Here is a 17,340-nt window from a genome sequence, read left to right as displayed (position 1 = left end):
AATTTTTGAATATTAATTTTTAGATATGTACTTTTTTAATAAAAAACGATATTATTAGTTTATTGAAATCTATTTTAGACGATTGAAAAATTACACAAAAAATAATAACTAGTGATAAAATAATTATTTAGATAAAAGGGAGATGATTAAAATTAAAAATTATTTTTTTTACAATGATTCCAAAAAAGAGGAATTAGGAAATGGAGTTTCAAGAAAAATTTTAGCTTATAATGGAAATTTGATGACTGTTGAAGTTAATTTTGAAAAAAATGCAGTTGGAAATTTACACTCTCATCCTCACGAACAAATGACATATGTTTTAGAAGGAGAATTTGTTTTTAAAATTGGAAATGAAGAGAAAATTGTTAAAGCTGGGGATGTGTTATATAAACAACCAAATATTGAACATGGATGTCTCTGTTTAAAAAAAGGAAAATTAATTGATATATTTACACCTATTAGAGAAGATTTTATAAAATAATACTCTGGTTACCAGAAAACTAAAAAAGAGGGTTCAACTTATAGTGTCCCTCTTTTCAACTCTTCCATTAAAATCTATAATCTAAATCTATAACGATATTTCATGAATTTTACTCTATATATCTACATGGTCCCTATTATATTTAAAAACCATCCAGAAGTTTTATAGTCCTGCTCTCCTAAAGAATCCTTGAATCCGGAGAAGTTGTATCCCCCTCCCAGCTTCATATTTCTATCTATATTTTTGTAAACTCCAAAGATAGCCCCACTCAAAACATCCTCATTAGCACGATCTACCAACCACTGATACTGTCCAAAAACTTCCCAGCTATTAAGTACACTGTAGTTCGCTTTTACTCCCAACATATATAGTTCATTCAAATAGCTATTCTCCTCTTTTCTATACCCATTTTTCATAGATATATCAAGACTTTTCGTAAAGGAATATATTGTTTCAAGTTCCCCTATATGAGCACTAAAATCCTTATTAGTTTTACTATTTTTATCCAATATCACTGTGTATCTCGAAAGATAATTCAATCTATCATTATCTATTGGTCTATAAGCAAGTCCCATACTACTTTCCAAATAACTAGTTTTAAAACTATCGTCCGTAAATGAGTAATTGACCTTTCCTGCCAAAGTATATTCTTTATTATATCTATAGGTGAAAGAGTTCGTTGTTAAATATTGCTCTATATCCTCTGAACCTTTGTCCTCTCTATACTCAACTCTATTTCGTAAAGTTATATCCTCTAGCTCAGTCCTTAAATATAACGTTCCTCCTCTTCGACGACTTTTTTTATCGTTTGGCAAAATTAACTCACCATGCTGAATAGAACCACCTAAAGTTACTCCTCTTCTCAAATCATAATCTACACCATACCCTTGAAGAGTTGCATTTTTACCTCTCTCTTTTACGTATTGATTCTCTTGATAAATACTTGTTTTCTCTCCAACTCTAGCTCTTTGACCCACTGTATACCTATCTCTAGATATCTCACCGTCTGAACTATATCCTGAATAGATATTATAATTATCAAAAAGTTGATAATCTCCACCTAACTCAAAGGAGTTAGCTGAATCACCAAAAGAGGTTCGTCCATTGATCTTTAATCTATCGTCTATTCTCTTTTCAGCTCCTAAAGATAAAATATTACTAAGCCCTGCCTTTATCTCGCTATAAAGTTTTGTACTTTCATTTAAAATATATTCCAATTTAGCACTACTCACTACTCCAGTTTCTCTTTTCTCTCCCCACTTCATCTGATCCACATACTGAAACTTTAGATAACTTTTTAAATTCTCTGAGTGGCTATACTTTAGTTCGCTTCCAAAAGTTTCTAAAAATCTGTCTTCCAAATCTGAAGCAAAGGAGTATCCACGCTCTTTCCGTTCATACCAAGCTTTTAATTCTGCCTCCTCCAAAAGTTTTAAAGCTCCTGTAATTCTATAGGCATCCCCAGATATTTTTTTGCCGTCTCTATTTATCTCTTGGAAAGTTAGTCCTCCATCAAAAGATAGATAATTACTTACATTTGAAATCCCAGAACTACTACTAAATTCTCCTTTTATGTAATTTCCCTTTTCATCTTTTAATTTAATTTCTACACCTTTTAAGTCATAGTTTATTTTTCCACGACTTTCATGAACAGCAGTTACTCCCACACTTAGATTTTCATTTATATCTTTTATAGTTTTCACACCATAGTTGGACGAATCTATAAACTCTCCATCTTTGGGCACATAGCTATAATCAACTACTAAATATGCATAATAATCTACTGAACTTCCACCACTTAATGGAGTTGTAAGTATCACTCTACCTATAAAAGGATCGATTTCATAATCCCTTCCCTCTTGTAGATAGATTATTTTTTCTACAATATAAGTATCCGCATCAACAATTTTTACCCATACTTTTTGGCTACCCTTTAGCACTTCTCTATTTTTTAAAAAATATAGACTACCACCAGTTCCCAAAAACTCATCATGACCATACATAGTATTTGAAGTACTCGTAAAGACTTTTACATTTATATCATCCTCTTTATACTCACCTTTAAATCCGTATAACTCCTTGTTATAATCCATAAACTTTGTTCCTACAAAACCAGTTTCATAGTTACCCCACATTGCATATGACTTCTTATGCTCTAATTTTAAGTAAAGTTTTCCATTTGTATTTATCTCTTTTCTAATTTTAGAGTCATCTCCATACGTTGGATAATAAACATAATCATCATCTGTAACTCTTTCTAAAAGTGTCTGATTCTTTTTATCCTTAGTATCAAAATAGAGTGTCAGTTTATAGTCTCCGTAACTACCTTTACCAAAATATGTAACTCTTGGTTTATCACTATCTTTTCCTATATATGCGTCCACTAAACCTGTTCCAATATATGTATATTTTTTTTCAAACTCTTTTTCCTCTATCTTCTCCTCTTCCTCTGTCCCTTTTTGAACTATAAAATTAAACTTTGTTAAAGAGTATGGAGTTATTCTTTTAACAAGAGGGTTTTCACTTTTAATTACACTCCCCTTTGGCAAACTATTTTCATCAAGTTTTACTGTAAAGTTTTCACCAAAAGCTTTATCTACCCATTGATCTGGAAGATGAAATCTACCAAACTCGTCAGCTTGAACTACAACTCCACTTGGAGTGTAAACCACTGCATAAGGTATACCTTTATCAGTTGACTCATCCACTACTTTACCAATTATAGTAGCTGTATTTAAAAGAGAATCTCCCTTCACATTCACACTTGCTTCTCCTATGTTTGATATCTTACTATTTCTACTAACCACATAACTTTGAAAAATATTTTTTCCAATATCAGCTCCTATAGTTGCTTTCATATAGAAGGTTTTACTATATTTTTCTTCCGGTTTCAAACTAAATTTTTCAAATTTTTCATCTAAATAGTCAAATCCTTTTGGAACTATATTTTTTAGACTAAGATTTTCATAAGTTTCAAGATCCATATTTTCTACATTCACAGTAAATCCTACAACCTCTCCCAACTTTATTTCACTCTTTGTAGAACTTAAACGAACTCTAACTCCCTGTTCAACCTTTTCATCTTCTGAATATTCCGAAAATGGCTTTAAATATATCGTTTGATTATCACTTGTCCCACCAGCTATTTTAGCTTTACTTTCAATAACTCCAATAGCACTGCTATCTATATCAGCTTCAACCAAAAATTCTATAGTTACTCCAGGACCTATATCAACCTTTGTATTCAAATCTTCTCTTCCAGATATCTCATTTTTTAAATATGTATGTTTCTTAAATCTACTGGATTCATCTTTAGCCCCCAAATATGTTACCTTCCAGTTAGAAAAAGCTCTTCCATAACGTTTTCCCTCTTTTTCCGTTGTAACTTCAGAGAGTATATCTTCAATAGGAATAGAACGACCATACCCATCACCTTTATTTTTGATAGTAAGCATATATTTTAATCTATCTCCCGGTTTATACACTCCATTTTCAGGTTCTAAAAGAGTTTTTTCTCCACTTATGGAACCTCCAACACTGTCAAGTTCATCTGAAATCTTCTCAGCTCCATTTACTTTAAATATCAGACCTTCTAAACTCCCTATCGATCTATCTGAAATAATTCCTGATATTTCAAAAGTTATACTACTTTTAGGAGCAAAATCTACATTCTTTTTTATATAACTCCCAGTATCTCCCATTTTAGATGTTATAACTGTCCTTGGGTCACTGCTTTTTATCCCTACATTTATCCCCTCTAAAACTCTCTCTTTAACATCCGATCCAGCTACTAGAGCTTTTACATCCTCAAGATTACTTTCAATATTCAAATTATCTAAAAAACCCTCTCCAATATTTTTTAATACAACTTCGTAAGTTATCATATCTCCCGGTTTATATCTCATACCAGTTGTGACTATTTTTCCATTTATACTTTTTAATCTATTTGAAAATTCCAACTTTCCCGGTAAAGATTTAACTTCACTCTCCTTTATATCCTCTCCATAAGTAGACTTTAAATGTATACTATCAAAAATATTATTCTTAGTAATACCTTTGAAATTATATTTTATCTCCTGACCCGGATATATAATTGGAATTTTTTCAATTGGCGAACTATTTTTAAATGCTTTTACTTTTCTATTTTCAACTCCAGAAGCCGAAGTCAAAGCCTTATCCACACTCAATCTATATTTTTGTTCGTACGCAGTTCCATAACCATTATTTTTTAATACAACTGTGTAATTAATCTCTTCTCCAGCTTTATAGTTGTCTTTAGAAACTTTTAAAGTATGAAATACGTCACTCTTTGCCATTTTTGCAATAACCTCATCTTTGACAATATCTCCCACTGACTCTTTAGAAACCTTACCTCTAACTCTATACTCTACAAATCCTCCGGGTAAAATGTTTAAAATATCTTCCCCTTCAAAATTTTCATCCCCTATTATTGCTTTATCTCGAAGTATCTTTTTGTCGCTAGATGAAAAAGCCAAAATCTTTTTTCCGCTCACAGAACCTGTTTTTAGATTGTCTATATTACTATCAAATCTATAGTTATTTAAAATTCCAAGCCCTTTATTTTCAACTTTAAATAAATACTCTATATATCCTTCTGGAGTGTATCCTTCCAGTTTTTTATTTCCACTTTTGTCTAGATACCTTTCCAATCGGAAGGTTACCTTAGGTTCAGAACTATATGGTAAAATTTTATTATTGACCGTATGACTATCAACTGAAAATTTTGTTTCAATATCACCTACGCTAAAATCATCCACATATACACTATATTTTTTTACAATTTTTTTACCTTTTCCCAAAGTAATTCTGTCCTTTAAGCTATTCATATTTTTAGGAAATGCTTTAATAGTTTCGCCTCTCCAGTTTATTGTCTCACTTTTATTCACAAAAAACTCTAACGGAATATCTCTACCATTTCCTTTTCCATTATTTTCTATCTCTATCTCATAGATGTACTCTTTCCCCGGAGAGTATCTATCTGTATTTAAAAATTTTATATCTAAATTATATGGTTCACTTTTGATAACCAAATTTTTATATTTAATATCTCCTAAAATATTTTCATTTATTTGTCCCTTGACCTCATATATTAGGCTCTCCCCATATGCAATATCTATCTCCTCTTGGACATTATCTCTATTACTCTTGATCTCTATATTTGAAAGTAGTAACTCCTTTTTCCCATTTAAAGTTGGTACCAAAATTTTATCAATATTCTCATCCAATATAAAGTTATTCAAATATCCTGGACCATCTGGCTCAACCAAAACTCTATATTTGATATAATCCCCAGGTGAATAACTTTTTAAATTCATCTCTCTTCGTATTTTAGCTCTTGAACCTAAAACTTTATCTTTATACGTTCTCTCTTCTAAAAGCTGATTTCCTTCATAGATTACAATTTTATTTTTTATCTCTTGCTGCAATAACTTTGGATTTGGTACAGCTACAATCTCATACTTTACACTTTCCTCTGGCGATAACTCCACTATCCAATCATCCAGTAAATCTCTATCTCCTACACTAATTTTTTCTCCATTTTTATATATCTGCCAAGATGTAAAAACCTCTCCTTCAATATCTGAGAAATTTTTACCATTATTTGCTAACTGCCCCTTTATTTTCGTTAAATCATTCACAATTCTAAGGTTTCTCTGGGAACTACTTTCATAGTTGGAAATTATAATATCATATGTGAAGGTCTTCAATGGATTGATCTCCCTACCATAGAGAGTCTCTAACAGAACTATTAAAATTATTGAAATTTTTAATAAAAATAGTAACTTTTTCATTCTCTCCTCCTTCACAATTTTGTATCTTTATTATAGCATTTTTGGAGGCTAACAATGAAATAAAAAACTAGGAGAATTTGCACTCCTAGTTTTTCTGATATATATTTATTTATTTTTTGTTTTTACAGTTGCCAAATGTGCATTTACAGGAATATTTGAGCTATCAAGTCCAGGAGTTTGATTATGTAAATTAAACTCTAACTCAACCTGAGGTCCAAAAAACAGACAATGAGTTGATCCACCAAAATGGAACATTCCTAACTCTTGACCTTTTTTAACATGTTGTCCTTCAAAAACACGTATATCACATGTTGAACATTCAGCCATTCCAACCGCCATAAAACAGAATAAACCTATATCTGGATTGTCCGCTTCAATAAAGATTAAGGCACGTGTTGCAATTTCACAGATATAACCTTGTGATTCATTTGGACCTGCTGGGTCAGCTCCTACACTAAGTGCTTGAGAAAAATATGTTCCATCAATAATTTTTGTTTTTACAATTTTTCCAGAAATTGGTGCATGCCAACGATGGTAACTAAGAGCACTTAGGAATGCTTGATAAACAGTTCCACCAACAAAATTTTCAGTCAATGGATCATTATCTAACATAAATTGTAATGCATAAGGCTGTGCCTTTATCCAAAATTTTTCATATGGTTGAACATTCTGAACTAATCTATATGGAGCGGATTCACAAGCATTTATAACAATGGCATCATCTTCAGGCATAGCAATAGGTCTAACTCCCTCTTTGAAATGACGTGTGAAAAAATTATCCCATGAAGTAAAACCATAGTGAGGCAAACTTGGATCGCAAATAAAATCATCAACAAATGTTGGCATTGCTTTTTTAGCATCCTCTCCAAACCAACCTGTTTTAGGATCATCATTCAAAACATAAGCACTTTCTGGTGAAGAAAGGTATACAGCCCATTCATCTAAAATAGTTTTAAGGTATGAATTAATTTTCTCATCTAAAAATCCTGCCCAACCACCAGTTGTAGCCATAGACCAATCTAAGATAGCATTAAAAGGAAAACCTACAAGTCCAGTTTCATCAAAATCTGGAGAATGAGTCATAATTACATTGAAAAGAGCTAACATATGCTGATAGTCACGAACTTGAGGTAAATTAGAAGGCGATTTTGTTTTATTTTTTGCAACTTCATCAAACATTTGAGTAAAAAACATATAAGCTTTTGGGTCCGTTTCAATGAAGTTTTTTAAATTTTCAACAGCTGGTAATAATGGTCCAGTTTGCTTATCTGCCTTTGCCATAATTTTTTTCATCCAACTAACTAATGTTTCTTGATCTGAAGGCATCCATTTTTCTGCCATAAATGTTTTATCAATTGGTTTAATACTTCTTTCCATTTTAACACTCTCCTTGATTTGAATTATAAAAAGAAAAAATTTTTATATAACCTGTTTACAATTTTCTTTTTTATTTTCCTTGTAATTTATAAAAAATAAAAGCACAGACTTTAATCTGTGCTTTCAAAACAATTATCAGTTAAGTTGTTTTTACTCTTTTTCTATTTCCTAATATATCAAAGAAAATTTGAAGCATAAATACAGTCGCTAATGAAAAACTCAAAGTACTGCCCTGAACTCCAAGTGCTTGAAGCAAAATCAATGCTAGAAGTTGAATACCTAGGTATTTAACTCCAATCATCCACAGTGAAAAAAATGGGAATCCTACTTCTCCATCATTTGTAATCTCTTTTTTAATCTCCTCTTTGTCCCAAATAAATCCAAGAAATATACAAAGTAATAATCCACCTAATGGTAACAAAATATTATCTGTTAAGTACCCTAAGAAATCAAAGAAATTTAATCCGAAGAACACTTCTAACTTTGCTAATGGTCCAAAAGAGTGTGAATTTGGAATTGCAAATACTGCAATTAAAGCACTCACTAAAATTGTTGCTTTCTTTCTGTCTAACTTTATTTGATCTACAACATACGATACAACCACTTCCAATAAAGAAATCGTTGATGTCAGAGCTGCAAATAACACAAGTACGAAAAATATAATTCCAAACATATTTCCCATAGGCATTGAAGCAAATACTTTTGGTAAAGTTATAAAAATTAGTCCCGGTCCAGCTGTTGGCTCAAGCCCAAACGAGAACACCGCTGGTAGAATAGCAAGCCCTGCAAGTAAAGCAATTAATGTATCCAGTACAGGTATATAAAAAGCACTTTTAACTAAATTGGTATCCTTTGAAAGATAACTACCATAAGTTATCATCGCACCCATTCCCAAACTTAATGAGAAAAAAACTTGTCCTAAAGCTGCAATTACAACTGAAGGAGTAATCTGTGAAAAATCAGGCTTTAAAAAGTATTTAATACCTTCCATCGCATTTGGAAGAGTTACTGATCTCACAACTATGATTAACATGAATATAAATAGAACTGGCATCATTATTTTACTCGCTTTTTCAATTCCACCAGACACACCTTTTAAGACAATCAATGCTGTTACGATAACAACAATGAAACTATATACAATTGGCGAAGTTCCTGAAGAGATAAAGTTTCCAAATGTCGCCACTGGATCCTCTGTAAGACCACCTCTAACAAACATCCCTATGTACTTCACAATCCATCCAGCAATTACAACATAGTATGAATAGATGATAAAACAACATAAAATCCCAAATATTCCGATAAATCCCCAACCTTTTTTTATATTATTGTATGATCCAAAAGCATCTGATTTTCCTCTTCTACCAATTACCATCTCTCCTAACATAAGGGAAAAACCTAGTATTACTATCAAAGATAAATAAACAATTACAAATGCCCCTCCTCCATTTTTTCCAGCCAAGTAAGGAAACTTCCATAAATTTCCAAGTCCTATAGCTGATCCAGCTGCTGCTAAAACAAATCCAACGCTTGATCCCCAATTACCTCTTTCATTACTCATAGTTCTTCACCGTCCCTTTTGAAATTTTATTTTCATTTTCAAGAATAATAACATATCTAAAATTAAATTACAATAGTTTTTTTTACATTTTTTTAGTACTATTGTCTGTTATACGAGAACTTTAATAAAACATCAGATTTTAATACTATTTTTTAATACAAAGCATCATATAAAATATTTTTTCAAAATAGTTTGACATTTTTTACCGAAATGTTGTATACTCACTCTTAACAAAAACAAATAGAGGTTAGTTCACTTCCATATACGGAGCCTAAGGCCGACGGCGATGATGTTATGACCCTGTGAATTAAGTATTGTGACGCTGCCATAACAATACGCTTATTAACTTTAATTAAGTTCTCTAGGGCATACCATTTGGTATGCCTTTTCTTTTGGGGTAGTAATTTTTTACTAATTAGGAGGATTTTAATGATAACATACGGGATTTTATCTATAATTCCAATTTTAATTGCAGTTTTTTTATCTATCAAAACTAAAAATGTAGTTTTGTCACTATTTTCTAGTGTTTTTTGTGGTATTTTAATTTTAAATGCCTACAATCCTCTGGAGGCTACAAAGGCTCTAGTGGGAAAATATTTTGTCAATCAACTTACCGACAGCTACAATGCAGGAGTTATTATACTTATGATCTTTATTGGTGGATTTATTGAGCTTATGATGATGTCCGGCGGAGCTTACGCTTTTGCTGAAAGCTTTAAAAACTCCATAAACTCCAAAACTAAGGCTCAGCTTTTAGCTTATTTTACAGGGATTATGATATTTTTCTCTGACCTTGGTACACCACTGATTGTCGGACCAATCTTTAATCCATTTTTTAAAAGATTAAAACTTTCTAAGGAAAAACTAGCTTTTATCTTGGATTCAACGTCATCACCTGTAGCTGTTTTAGTTCCTTTTATTGGGTGGGGAGTTTTTATCATAGGACTTTTACAAAAAGAATTTGAACTTTTAAATCTGTCTCTTTCAGATTATGAAAGTTTCATAAAATCTATTCCTTTTAACGTTTATCCAATATTAGCACTGACTATTATTCCAGCTTTAACACTATTAAAGCTAGATTTTGGACCTATGAGAACTTTTGAAAATAATCCAATAGATGAAAGTACTTTTGAAATAGATAACTCTAAGTATCAAGTGGAAAATGCCAAAGGTTCTTTTGTTTGGGTCCCGATACTAGTTCTTTTAGGAACTTTATTTTCAATGCTTGGTGTTTCTTTTATAACTTCTAGAGTTTCAGGAAGCGCTTTTAGAACAGCTCTGACAAGTGGTTATCTGTATGCAGCCCTTGTTTTAATGGGACTTATGCTTTTTTATAAAAGTAAAACATTTAAAGAGATATTTTCCATCTATCTGAATGGTATGAAAAAAATGAGTGAGATTGTTATAATTCTAATTTTAGCTTGGTCATTAGGTGTTATTAATAAAGACTTGGGAGCTGACCAGTTCTTAATTGGATTTTTAAAAACTTTAGATATTAACTCTGGATTCATTCCAGCTATTGCTTTTATATTTGGTGCTGTTATCTCCTTTTCAACTGGTAGTTCCTGGGGAACATACAGCATTATGATACCACTAGTTATACCTATGGCTGTAACTTTTAACGCTCCACTTTATGTGACAATTGGAGCTATACTTTCAGGTGGACTTTTTGGAGATCATGTTTCACCAATTTCAGATACAACTATACTTTCATCAGCAGGAGCTGGATGTGATCATATAAATCACGTAAAAACTCAAACTCCATATGCTATAGTAAATGCTATTTTAGCTATATCTGTATTCTTAATCGGTGGATTTACAAAAAATAGTTCGTTAATCCTTTTTGCAGTAATTTCACAAATTGCAATTTTAATAGGAATAAAAATCTTTACTAAAAACAGATTCTATAAAGGAGATGACAAATGCAGTACTTTTCAGGAAGATTTAAAGAAGCAGCAAGTGAACTAATTCTAGATTTTCACTCTTCTATTCACTTTGATCAAAGACTATATAGATACGACATTATGGGTAGTATCGCTCATGTGAGAGGGCTTTCTAAAATGGAGATTATTTCAAAAGAGGATGGAGAGCTTATCGAGAAAACTCTTTTAGAAATTTTAGAGGATATTGAGAATGGAAAGATTACTTTCTCTACAACTTACGAAGATATTCATATGAATATTGAAAAAATTCTTATTGATAGAATTGGTGATGTGGGGAAAAAGCTTCATACTGGTCGTAGTAGAAATGACCAAGTAGCTGTGGATATGAGACTCTTTACAAAGGATGAGGTAAAAAAAATACAATCCTATTTAATTGAACTAATTGAAGTTTGTACTAACTTAGGAAGCGAACATTTAGAAACATATATGCCCGGGTTTACTCATCTTCAAAAGGCTCAACCAATATCATTTGGACACTATATGTTTGCATATTCTGAGATGTTTAAAAGAGACTTTATACGTTTAAATAACGCTTTTGAATTACTTGATTACTCACCTCTTGGATGTGCAGCTCTAGCTGGTACAACTTATCCTATTGATAGGGAATTTACTGCTCATACTTTAGGATTTAAAGGTCCAACTTTAAACTCTTTAGATGGAGTTAGTGATAGAGACTACTTAATTGAGATTATGTCTGCTCTTTCAATTGTTATGATGCATCTTTCAAGATTCTCTGAAGAGATTATTATCTATACTTCAAATGACTTTGGATATATTGAATTAAGTGATGCTTTTTCAACTGGAAGTAGCATAATGCCGCAAAAGAAAAATCCTGATGCAGCTGAACTAGTTAGGGGGAAAACTGGTAGAGTTTATGGGGATTTAATGGCACTTCTAACAACTATGAAGGGGATTCCTTTAGCCTACAACAAGGATATGCAAGAGGATAAAGAGGTTTTCTTTGATGCTGTTGATACCGTAAAGGGATGTTTACAAGTATTTGTTGGCATGGTTAAAACGTTAAAGATAAAGGATGAGATTTTACTTTTAGCTTGTAATGATGGGTTTATCAATGCCACTGACGTCGCAGACTACCTAACCGTTAGGGGAATGAGTTTTAGAGAAGCCTATAAAATAACTGGGGAGATCGTCAGTTACTGTATTGATAATGGGTTGAATTTAGAAACTCTATCACTTGAAAAATACAAAGAGTTTTCACATATTTTTGATAAAGATATATATGAGACAATAACTATTAAAAATTGTGTTGAAAAAAGAAAGTCTTTGGGTGGACCAAGTAAGGAGAGTTTACTCTTCCATTTAGAAAAATTAAATGAATTTTTGGATGGAGCCAAGATAGATTTTATCAACTATAGATTAAATGATATAATGTAACAAAAAAGGTATACTGGGGAGTATACCTTTTTTACAATAAAAATATTTTTATTGTTGATTCTTCATTTTGCTTCCAATTTATAAATACAGAAATTTCGGAATTTCTAAAATTCAAAACCTTATCTCCTCTCAATAACATGAAGTCCTGTAGAAATTTTTCGCTGAAAAATGACGTATCCAATATTACTCCTGGTTTTATTCTCTCTAATTCATTCATAAATTGTTTTTTTAACTCCTTTGGTGAAGAGAAATATCTCTTTATAATAACCACTGGCTCTATATCTTTTAAATCTAACTTTTTAAAACTAATTTTTAAAACTTCATCAAAACTCATATTTATACTTTTATATCTTTGCTTTACTTTAAAACATGTACGATATGTTGTTTCATATCCATGATCTTTTATTCCATTCTTTAATATCGTATAAACTTCAGATATGTCATCAATATCCCCTTTTATCATAAATAGGATACTCTTTAATTTCATGTCATCATCATCTTCCCAAACTGGGTCTCTAAATTTAAAGTCTATAGCTATTACTTTATTATTTAAATTTGTTCCTATTTTCACCTTATCAAACTCTATTTTATATGGTATTTCTAAATCTTTTATTAAAGGTTTCAGTATATTCTTCTCAAAATCAAAAAATCTCTCATACCTATTATCTATTTTTAATATATCTTTAAAATCTTCAATTTTCACTTGAAAATTTTTCTTCAATATAAAATTTTTAATAAAGTATCCATAAAATTTATATGTTATCCTATTTTGAAAGCTATAAATCACCTTTATATATTTTGAATATTTTATATCTCTGGGCATATTTATAATAAAGCTCTTCTGAGTTATCATATATGAATTTATAAAGTTAAAAGATCCATTTATTTCATCCAGCGAATCTACGAAAGAGTATTTTATATTTTTTCTAGACAACTTCTCTAAAAAGAAATTTAACTCTTCTGAATCAATTTTAAAATTTTCAAAAAATCCCTCTCTATATATTTCAATTTTTAAATCTTCCATTTCAATATACTTTTTTAAAAGATAATTTAAAAAATATCTCTCATTTTTATTTAAACTTGAATATATATCTAAATAAAAAATAGCGTTTCCTATCCTTTTTTTAAAGTTTTCTATCTCGTAAAACACCTAACTTCCCCCTATTTTCCAAAAAAATATCTTTTTTTTAAAATTTTTTTAACTTTTTTTTCTATTATTTTTATCAAATCAAACGAAAATAGCATATTTTTTTTGAAACCATATGATTATTATAAATTAAAATAGACGAAAATAATAGCTATTTTTTGTAAAATTGACTTATTTTGTTAAAAAATGGTATCTTAAAATTAATAATAGAACAAAAAATGAATAAGAAGTGTAAAAAATTATCGGAGGAGTTATTATGATTAAAATTTTATTAGCATGTAATGCGGGGATGTCAACAAGTCTATTGGTTAACAAAATGAAAAAAATTGCAGCGGAACATAAGTTAGAAGCAGATATAAAAGCAGTTCCTGAGATTCAAGCTCCAAGTCATTTTAATGATATACACGTATTATTGTTAGGACCACAAATTAAATTTTTAGAAAGTAAAATGATTGAGCTTGCTGATGGGCGATTCCCAGTTGTTACTATAAATACACAAAAATACGGTATGATGGATGGTTTAGGAGTTCTAAAAGATGCTATTTTAGCAATAAAAGAGTTTAGAAAAGCAAATGCACAATAAATTAGGAGGTTATCTATGAAAAAATTTAATTACTTTAATGTATTTTTAAATAAACACTTTATACCCATAGCAAATAAAATAGCTGCTCAACGACACGTTGTTGCTATTAAAGATGGGGTAGTTGCTACAATGCCTCTTACTATAGTAGGATCGCTTTTTCTAATTTTAAGTTTCTTACCTATTCCTGGATACTCTGATTTTATAGTTAACAGTGGAATTGGAAAATACTTTTCTTTTATATCTGATGCTTGTTTTGGGATTGTTGGAATGATAGCTTGTTTAGCGGTTGCTTATCGATTAACTGTTGGCTATGGAATGCATGATCTTGCTCTATCAAATGCTATCATAGCTGTTTCTAGTTTCTTTGTTACTATGATTCCTTCAGCTGTGAACGGAACTATAAGTATGGGATATCTAGGAGCTAAAAGTTTATTTACAGGGGTTATTATAGCTCTTATCACAGTAGAATTTATCAATAAAATTTTAAAAAGAGGACTCGTTATAACTCTTCCTGAAAGTGTACCTCCTGCTATATCCAAAACTTTTATGTCATTAATTCCTGGAGTTATCGTTATCAGTTTTTGGGGAGTAGTTACAGCTCTTTTGGCTAATACAAGTTTCGCTAATTTCCATGATGTTGTAAATATAATTGTTGGTACTCCATTAAGATTTGCCAGTACATCACTAGTTGGACAACTTATAGCGGTACTTTTAACAACTATTCTTTGGTGTGCCGGAATACACGGTGCTACAATTGTCGGCGGAATTATGGATCCTATTTGGCTTGATAATACGCTTCATAATGCAGCTTTAGCAGCTCAGGGAATTGAAAATATATATTCTAATGGTTTTATTATTTCAAGTGCTGTGTTCACAGATATGACAATTAAGATTGGTGGAAGTGGATCTACTATTGGATTTGTTTTACTGATGCTTTTTAGAGCTCGTTCTAAACAGCTAAAAGAGGTTGGAAAACTAGCTATAACACCATCATTATTCAACATTAATGAACCTGTTATTTTTGGAACTCCTATAGTTATGAACCCTATACTTATAGTTCCATTTATATTAAATCCAGTTTTAATCACAATTATCAGTTGGTTTTTAATGAAATGGGATCTAGTTAAAATACCATTTGTTATGGTTCCTTGGACTACTCCACCTATTATAGCTGGTTTTTTAGCTTCTGGCTTCTCAATTTCTGTAGTTTTGCTTAATATTTTTAGCATTATTTTATCGATAGTTATTTTCTATCCTTTCTTTAAAATTTATGATGCTCAGTTGGCGGTTGAGGAGAGCAATGTAAAAAAAGAGGAAAGTTTAGAATCACTATTAGATGAGATTTAATTCAAGGAGGATACATATTATGAAAAAACCTATTAAAATCGTTACAATTGGTGGTGGATCTTCTTATACACCTGAGATAGTTGAAGGATTTATTAAAAGATACAATGAACTACCTATTAAAGAGTTGTGGTTAGTTGATATTGAAGATGGAAAAGATAAGTTAGAGATTGTTGGAAACTTAGCTAAAAGAATGGTTAAAGAAGCTGGTTTAGAGGATAAAATGAAAATTCATTTAACTTTAGATAGAAGAGAAGCCCTTAAAGATGCTGATTTTGTAACTACTCAATTTAGGGTTGGCTTACTAGCAGCTAGAATAAGAGACGAAAAAATACCTCTAAGATATGGAATGATTGGACAAGAGACAAATGGTGCTGGTGGGTTTGCAAAAGCTCTTAGAACTATCCCTGTTATTTTAGACATTTGTAAAGATATGACTGAGCTTTGTCCTAATACCTGGCTTGTAAACTTTACTAATCCAAGTGGTATGGTAACTGAATCGGTTTTAAAATACTATCCTAATATTAGAGTTGCTGGTCTTTGTAATGTTCCCATTGGTGTTAGAAAATCTGTTACAGATGCTCTACAAGTTCCAGACGAAGAGATTGAACTTATTTGTGGTGGATTAAATCATTTTTTCTGGGGAAGACAAGTTCTTCACAACGGTATAGATAGGACTGAGGAAGCTCTTTCCAAAATCTTAACAGACATTGAAAATCTTCCAGCAAATTTAAGACATGGAAAACCTTGGATAAGAGAGCAAATTATGGATTTAAATATGATTCCATGTGCATACCATAAATATTACTACTTAACTGATGAGATGTTAGCAGACCAATTAGAAGAGATTAGAAGTGGGAAAGGAACTCGTGGAGAGCAAGTTAAAAAAGTAGAAAATGAACTGTTTGAACTTTATAAAGATCCAGATTTAAAAGTAAAACCAAAGCAACTTGAACAAAGGGGAGGACAATACTACTCTGATGCTGCTTGTGAACTTATAAATTCAATATATAATGATAAAGGAACTACTATTGTTGTTTCAACAAAAAATGAAAATGGTCTTATTGATTGTTTACCTGAAGGATGTGCTGTTGAAGTATCAGCTAAGATATATAAAGATGGTGTTAAACCATATCCTCAAAAACCTATGCCTCTTGAAGCTAGAGGTATTTTACAACTTATGAAAAACTTTGAACAACTTACAATTGAAGCTGCTGTTACTGGAAATTATGGAAAAGCACTACAAGCTTTAACTGTAAATCCACTAGTTACAAGTGGAGCTGTTGCTAAAACTATCTTAGATGAGATTATTAGGGAGAACTGGGATTATTTACCGCAATTTCATAACTCAATTGAAAGATATAAATATTAGTTAGAAAAATTAAAAAAAAGAGTGAACTAGACTGTTTCACTCTTTTCGTTTTATACAAACTTTTCAAAAAAATATTGATATATTTACTCCTCAACCCTCTCATAAAACTTTAGTTTTTTCCCGCTGAATACCAAACCTAATTTCACTATTTTAGATATCCCTCTTTCTTTCATTCCACGCTCATACATTTTTCTATCTATCTGACTCAGCGCCTCAATTCCCGCTTCATTCATATCTTTTTCTTCAGTACTTTTAGCTACCTTAAACTCAAATATATATCCAAATCTATTTTTATCCTTAGGCTCTAGTGCTAGATCATATCGT

General features: G+C 31.0%; 11 protein-coding genes. 6 read left to right on the top strand and 5 right to left on the bottom strand.

Annotated elements, in window-relative coordinates:
* Positions 1 to 142: 142 nt before the first annotated feature.
* Positions 143 to 481, top strand: coding sequence for a cupin domain-containing protein (locus tag ACWI69_RS06895; protein WP_448821102.1), 339 nt, complete (start codon positions 143 to 145; stop codon positions 479 to 481).
* 122 nt (positions 482 to 603) lie between these two features.
* On the opposite strand, the gene ACWI69_RS06890 is transcribed toward ACWI69_RS06895, so the two are convergent.
* The 3 genes from ACWI69_RS06890 to ACWI69_RS06880 form a co-directional block, all read right to left on the bottom strand.
* Positions 604 to 6,294 (bottom strand): hypothetical protein, encoded by a 5,691-nt coding sequence (locus ACWI69_RS06890; protein WP_448821101.1) that lies wholly within the window; start codon positions 6,292 to 6,294, stop codon positions 604 to 606.
* Positions 6,295 to 6,399: 105 nt separating this feature from the next.
* The gene (locus ACWI69_RS06885) at positions 6,400 to 7,671 is read right to left on the bottom strand and encodes a phophatidylserine decarboxylase associated domain-containing protein (protein ID WP_448821100.1); all 1,272 of its coding nucleotides are present in this window, start codon (positions 7,669 to 7,671) and stop codon (positions 6,400 to 6,402) included.
* Between the two features lie 139 nt (positions 7,672 to 7,810).
* On the bottom strand, positions 7,811 to 9,232 hold the full coding sequence (locus ACWI69_RS06880) for a sodium-dependent transporter (protein WP_448821099.1): 1,422 nt from the start codon (positions 9,230 to 9,232) through the stop codon (positions 7,811 to 7,813).
* A gap of 429 nt (positions 9,233 to 9,661) precedes the next feature.
* On the opposite strand from ACWI69_RS06880, the gene ACWI69_RS06875 reads away from it, so the two are divergent.
* Together ACWI69_RS06875 and argH are read left to right on the top strand one after the other, a co-directional pair.
* Entirely contained in the window at positions 9,662 to 11,200 is a 1,539-nt protein-coding gene (locus ACWI69_RS06875) for a Na+/H+ antiporter NhaC family protein (protein WP_448821098.1), read from the top strand.
* Positions 11,155 to 12,570, top strand: coding sequence for an argininosuccinate lyase (gene argH, locus ACWI69_RS06870; RefSeq protein WP_448821097.1), 1,416 nt, complete (start codon positions 11,155 to 11,157; stop codon positions 12,568 to 12,570). The genes ACWI69_RS06875 and argH overlap by 46 nt, the downstream gene beginning before the upstream one ends.
* A 31-nt stretch (positions 12,571 to 12,601) precedes the next feature.
* Here the strand turns inward: argH and ACWI69_RS06865 are convergent, their stop codons facing one another.
* The gene (locus tag ACWI69_RS06865) at positions 12,602 to 13,720 is read right to left on the bottom strand and encodes a hypothetical protein (RefSeq protein ID WP_448821096.1); all 1,119 of its coding nucleotides are present in this window, start codon (positions 13,718 to 13,720) and stop codon (positions 12,602 to 12,604) included.
* Positions 13,721 to 13,973: 253 nt separating this feature from the next.
* Here ACWI69_RS06865 and ACWI69_RS06860 point away from each other — a divergent pair, with 253 nt between their 5' ends.
* Genes ACWI69_RS06860 through ACWI69_RS06850 form a run of 3 tightly spaced genes read left to right on the top strand, consistent with a single transcriptional unit; the run spans position 13,974 to position 17,016 of the window.
* A complete protein-coding gene (locus tag ACWI69_RS06860; protein WP_448821095.1) occupies positions 13,974 to 14,300 on the top strand; it encodes a PTS sugar transporter subunit IIB in 327 nt (108 codons plus the stop codon).
* A gap of 15 nt (positions 14,301 to 14,315) precedes the next feature.
* Positions 14,316 to 15,647, top strand: coding sequence for a PTS sugar transporter subunit IIC (locus tag ACWI69_RS06855; RefSeq protein ID WP_448821094.1), 1,332 nt, complete (start codon positions 14,316 to 14,318; stop codon positions 15,645 to 15,647).
* A gap of 19 nt (positions 15,648 to 15,666) precedes the next feature.
* Entirely contained in the window at positions 15,667 to 17,016 is a 1,350-nt protein-coding gene (locus ACWI69_RS06850) for a 6-phospho-beta-glucosidase (RefSeq protein ID WP_448821093.1), read from the top strand.
* 83 nt (positions 17,017 to 17,099) lie between these two features.
* Here ACWI69_RS06850 and ACWI69_RS06845 read toward each other — a convergent pair.
* The coding region (locus tag ACWI69_RS06845; RefSeq protein WP_448821092.1) for a PD-(D/E)XK nuclease domain-containing protein at positions 17,100 to 17,340 on the bottom strand (241 nt) is incomplete at its 5' end.

It is taken from the genome of Cetobacterium sp. (assembly GCF_977044495.1).
The sequence above is the reverse complement of the archived record's forward strand: the minus strand, read 5'-3'. Positions and strand labels throughout refer to the sequence as shown.

What these genes read in the sequence shown, in the direction of transcription:
- ACWI69_RS06890 (WP_448821101.1), bottom strand. Translation starts at nt 6,294, where the DNA reads ATGAAAAAGTTACTATTTTTATTAAAAATTTCAATAATTTTAATAGTT.
- ACWI69_RS06860 (WP_448821095.1), top strand. Translation starts at nt 13,974, where the DNA reads ATGATTAAAATTTTATTAGCATGTAATGCGGGGATGTCAACAAGTCTA.
- ACWI69_RS06850 (WP_448821093.1), top strand. Translation starts at nt 15,667, where the DNA reads ATGAAAAAACCTATTAAAATCGTTACAATTGGTGGTGGATCTTCTTAT.
- ACWI69_RS06875 (WP_448821098.1), top strand. Translation starts at nt 9,662, where the DNA reads ATGATAACATACGGGATTTTATCTATAATTCCAATTTTAATTGCAGTT.
- argH (WP_448821097.1), top strand. Translation starts at nt 11,155, where the DNA reads ATGCAGTACTTTTCAGGAAGATTTAAAGAAGCAGCAAGTGAACTAATT.
- ACWI69_RS06885 (WP_448821100.1), bottom strand. Translation starts at nt 7,671, where the DNA reads ATGGAAAGAAGTATTAAACCAATTGATAAAACATTTATGGCAGAAAAA.
- ACWI69_RS06855 (WP_448821094.1), top strand. Translation starts at nt 14,316, where the DNA reads ATGAAAAAATTTAATTACTTTAATGTATTTTTAAATAAACACTTTATA.
- ACWI69_RS06895 (WP_448821102.1), top strand. Translation starts at nt 143, where the DNA reads ATGATTAAAATTAAAAATTATTTTTTTTACAATGATTCCAAAAAAGAG.
- ACWI69_RS06880 (WP_448821099.1), bottom strand. Translation starts at nt 9,232, where the DNA reads ATGAGTAATGAAAGAGGTAATTGGGGATCAAGCGTTGGATTTGTTTTA.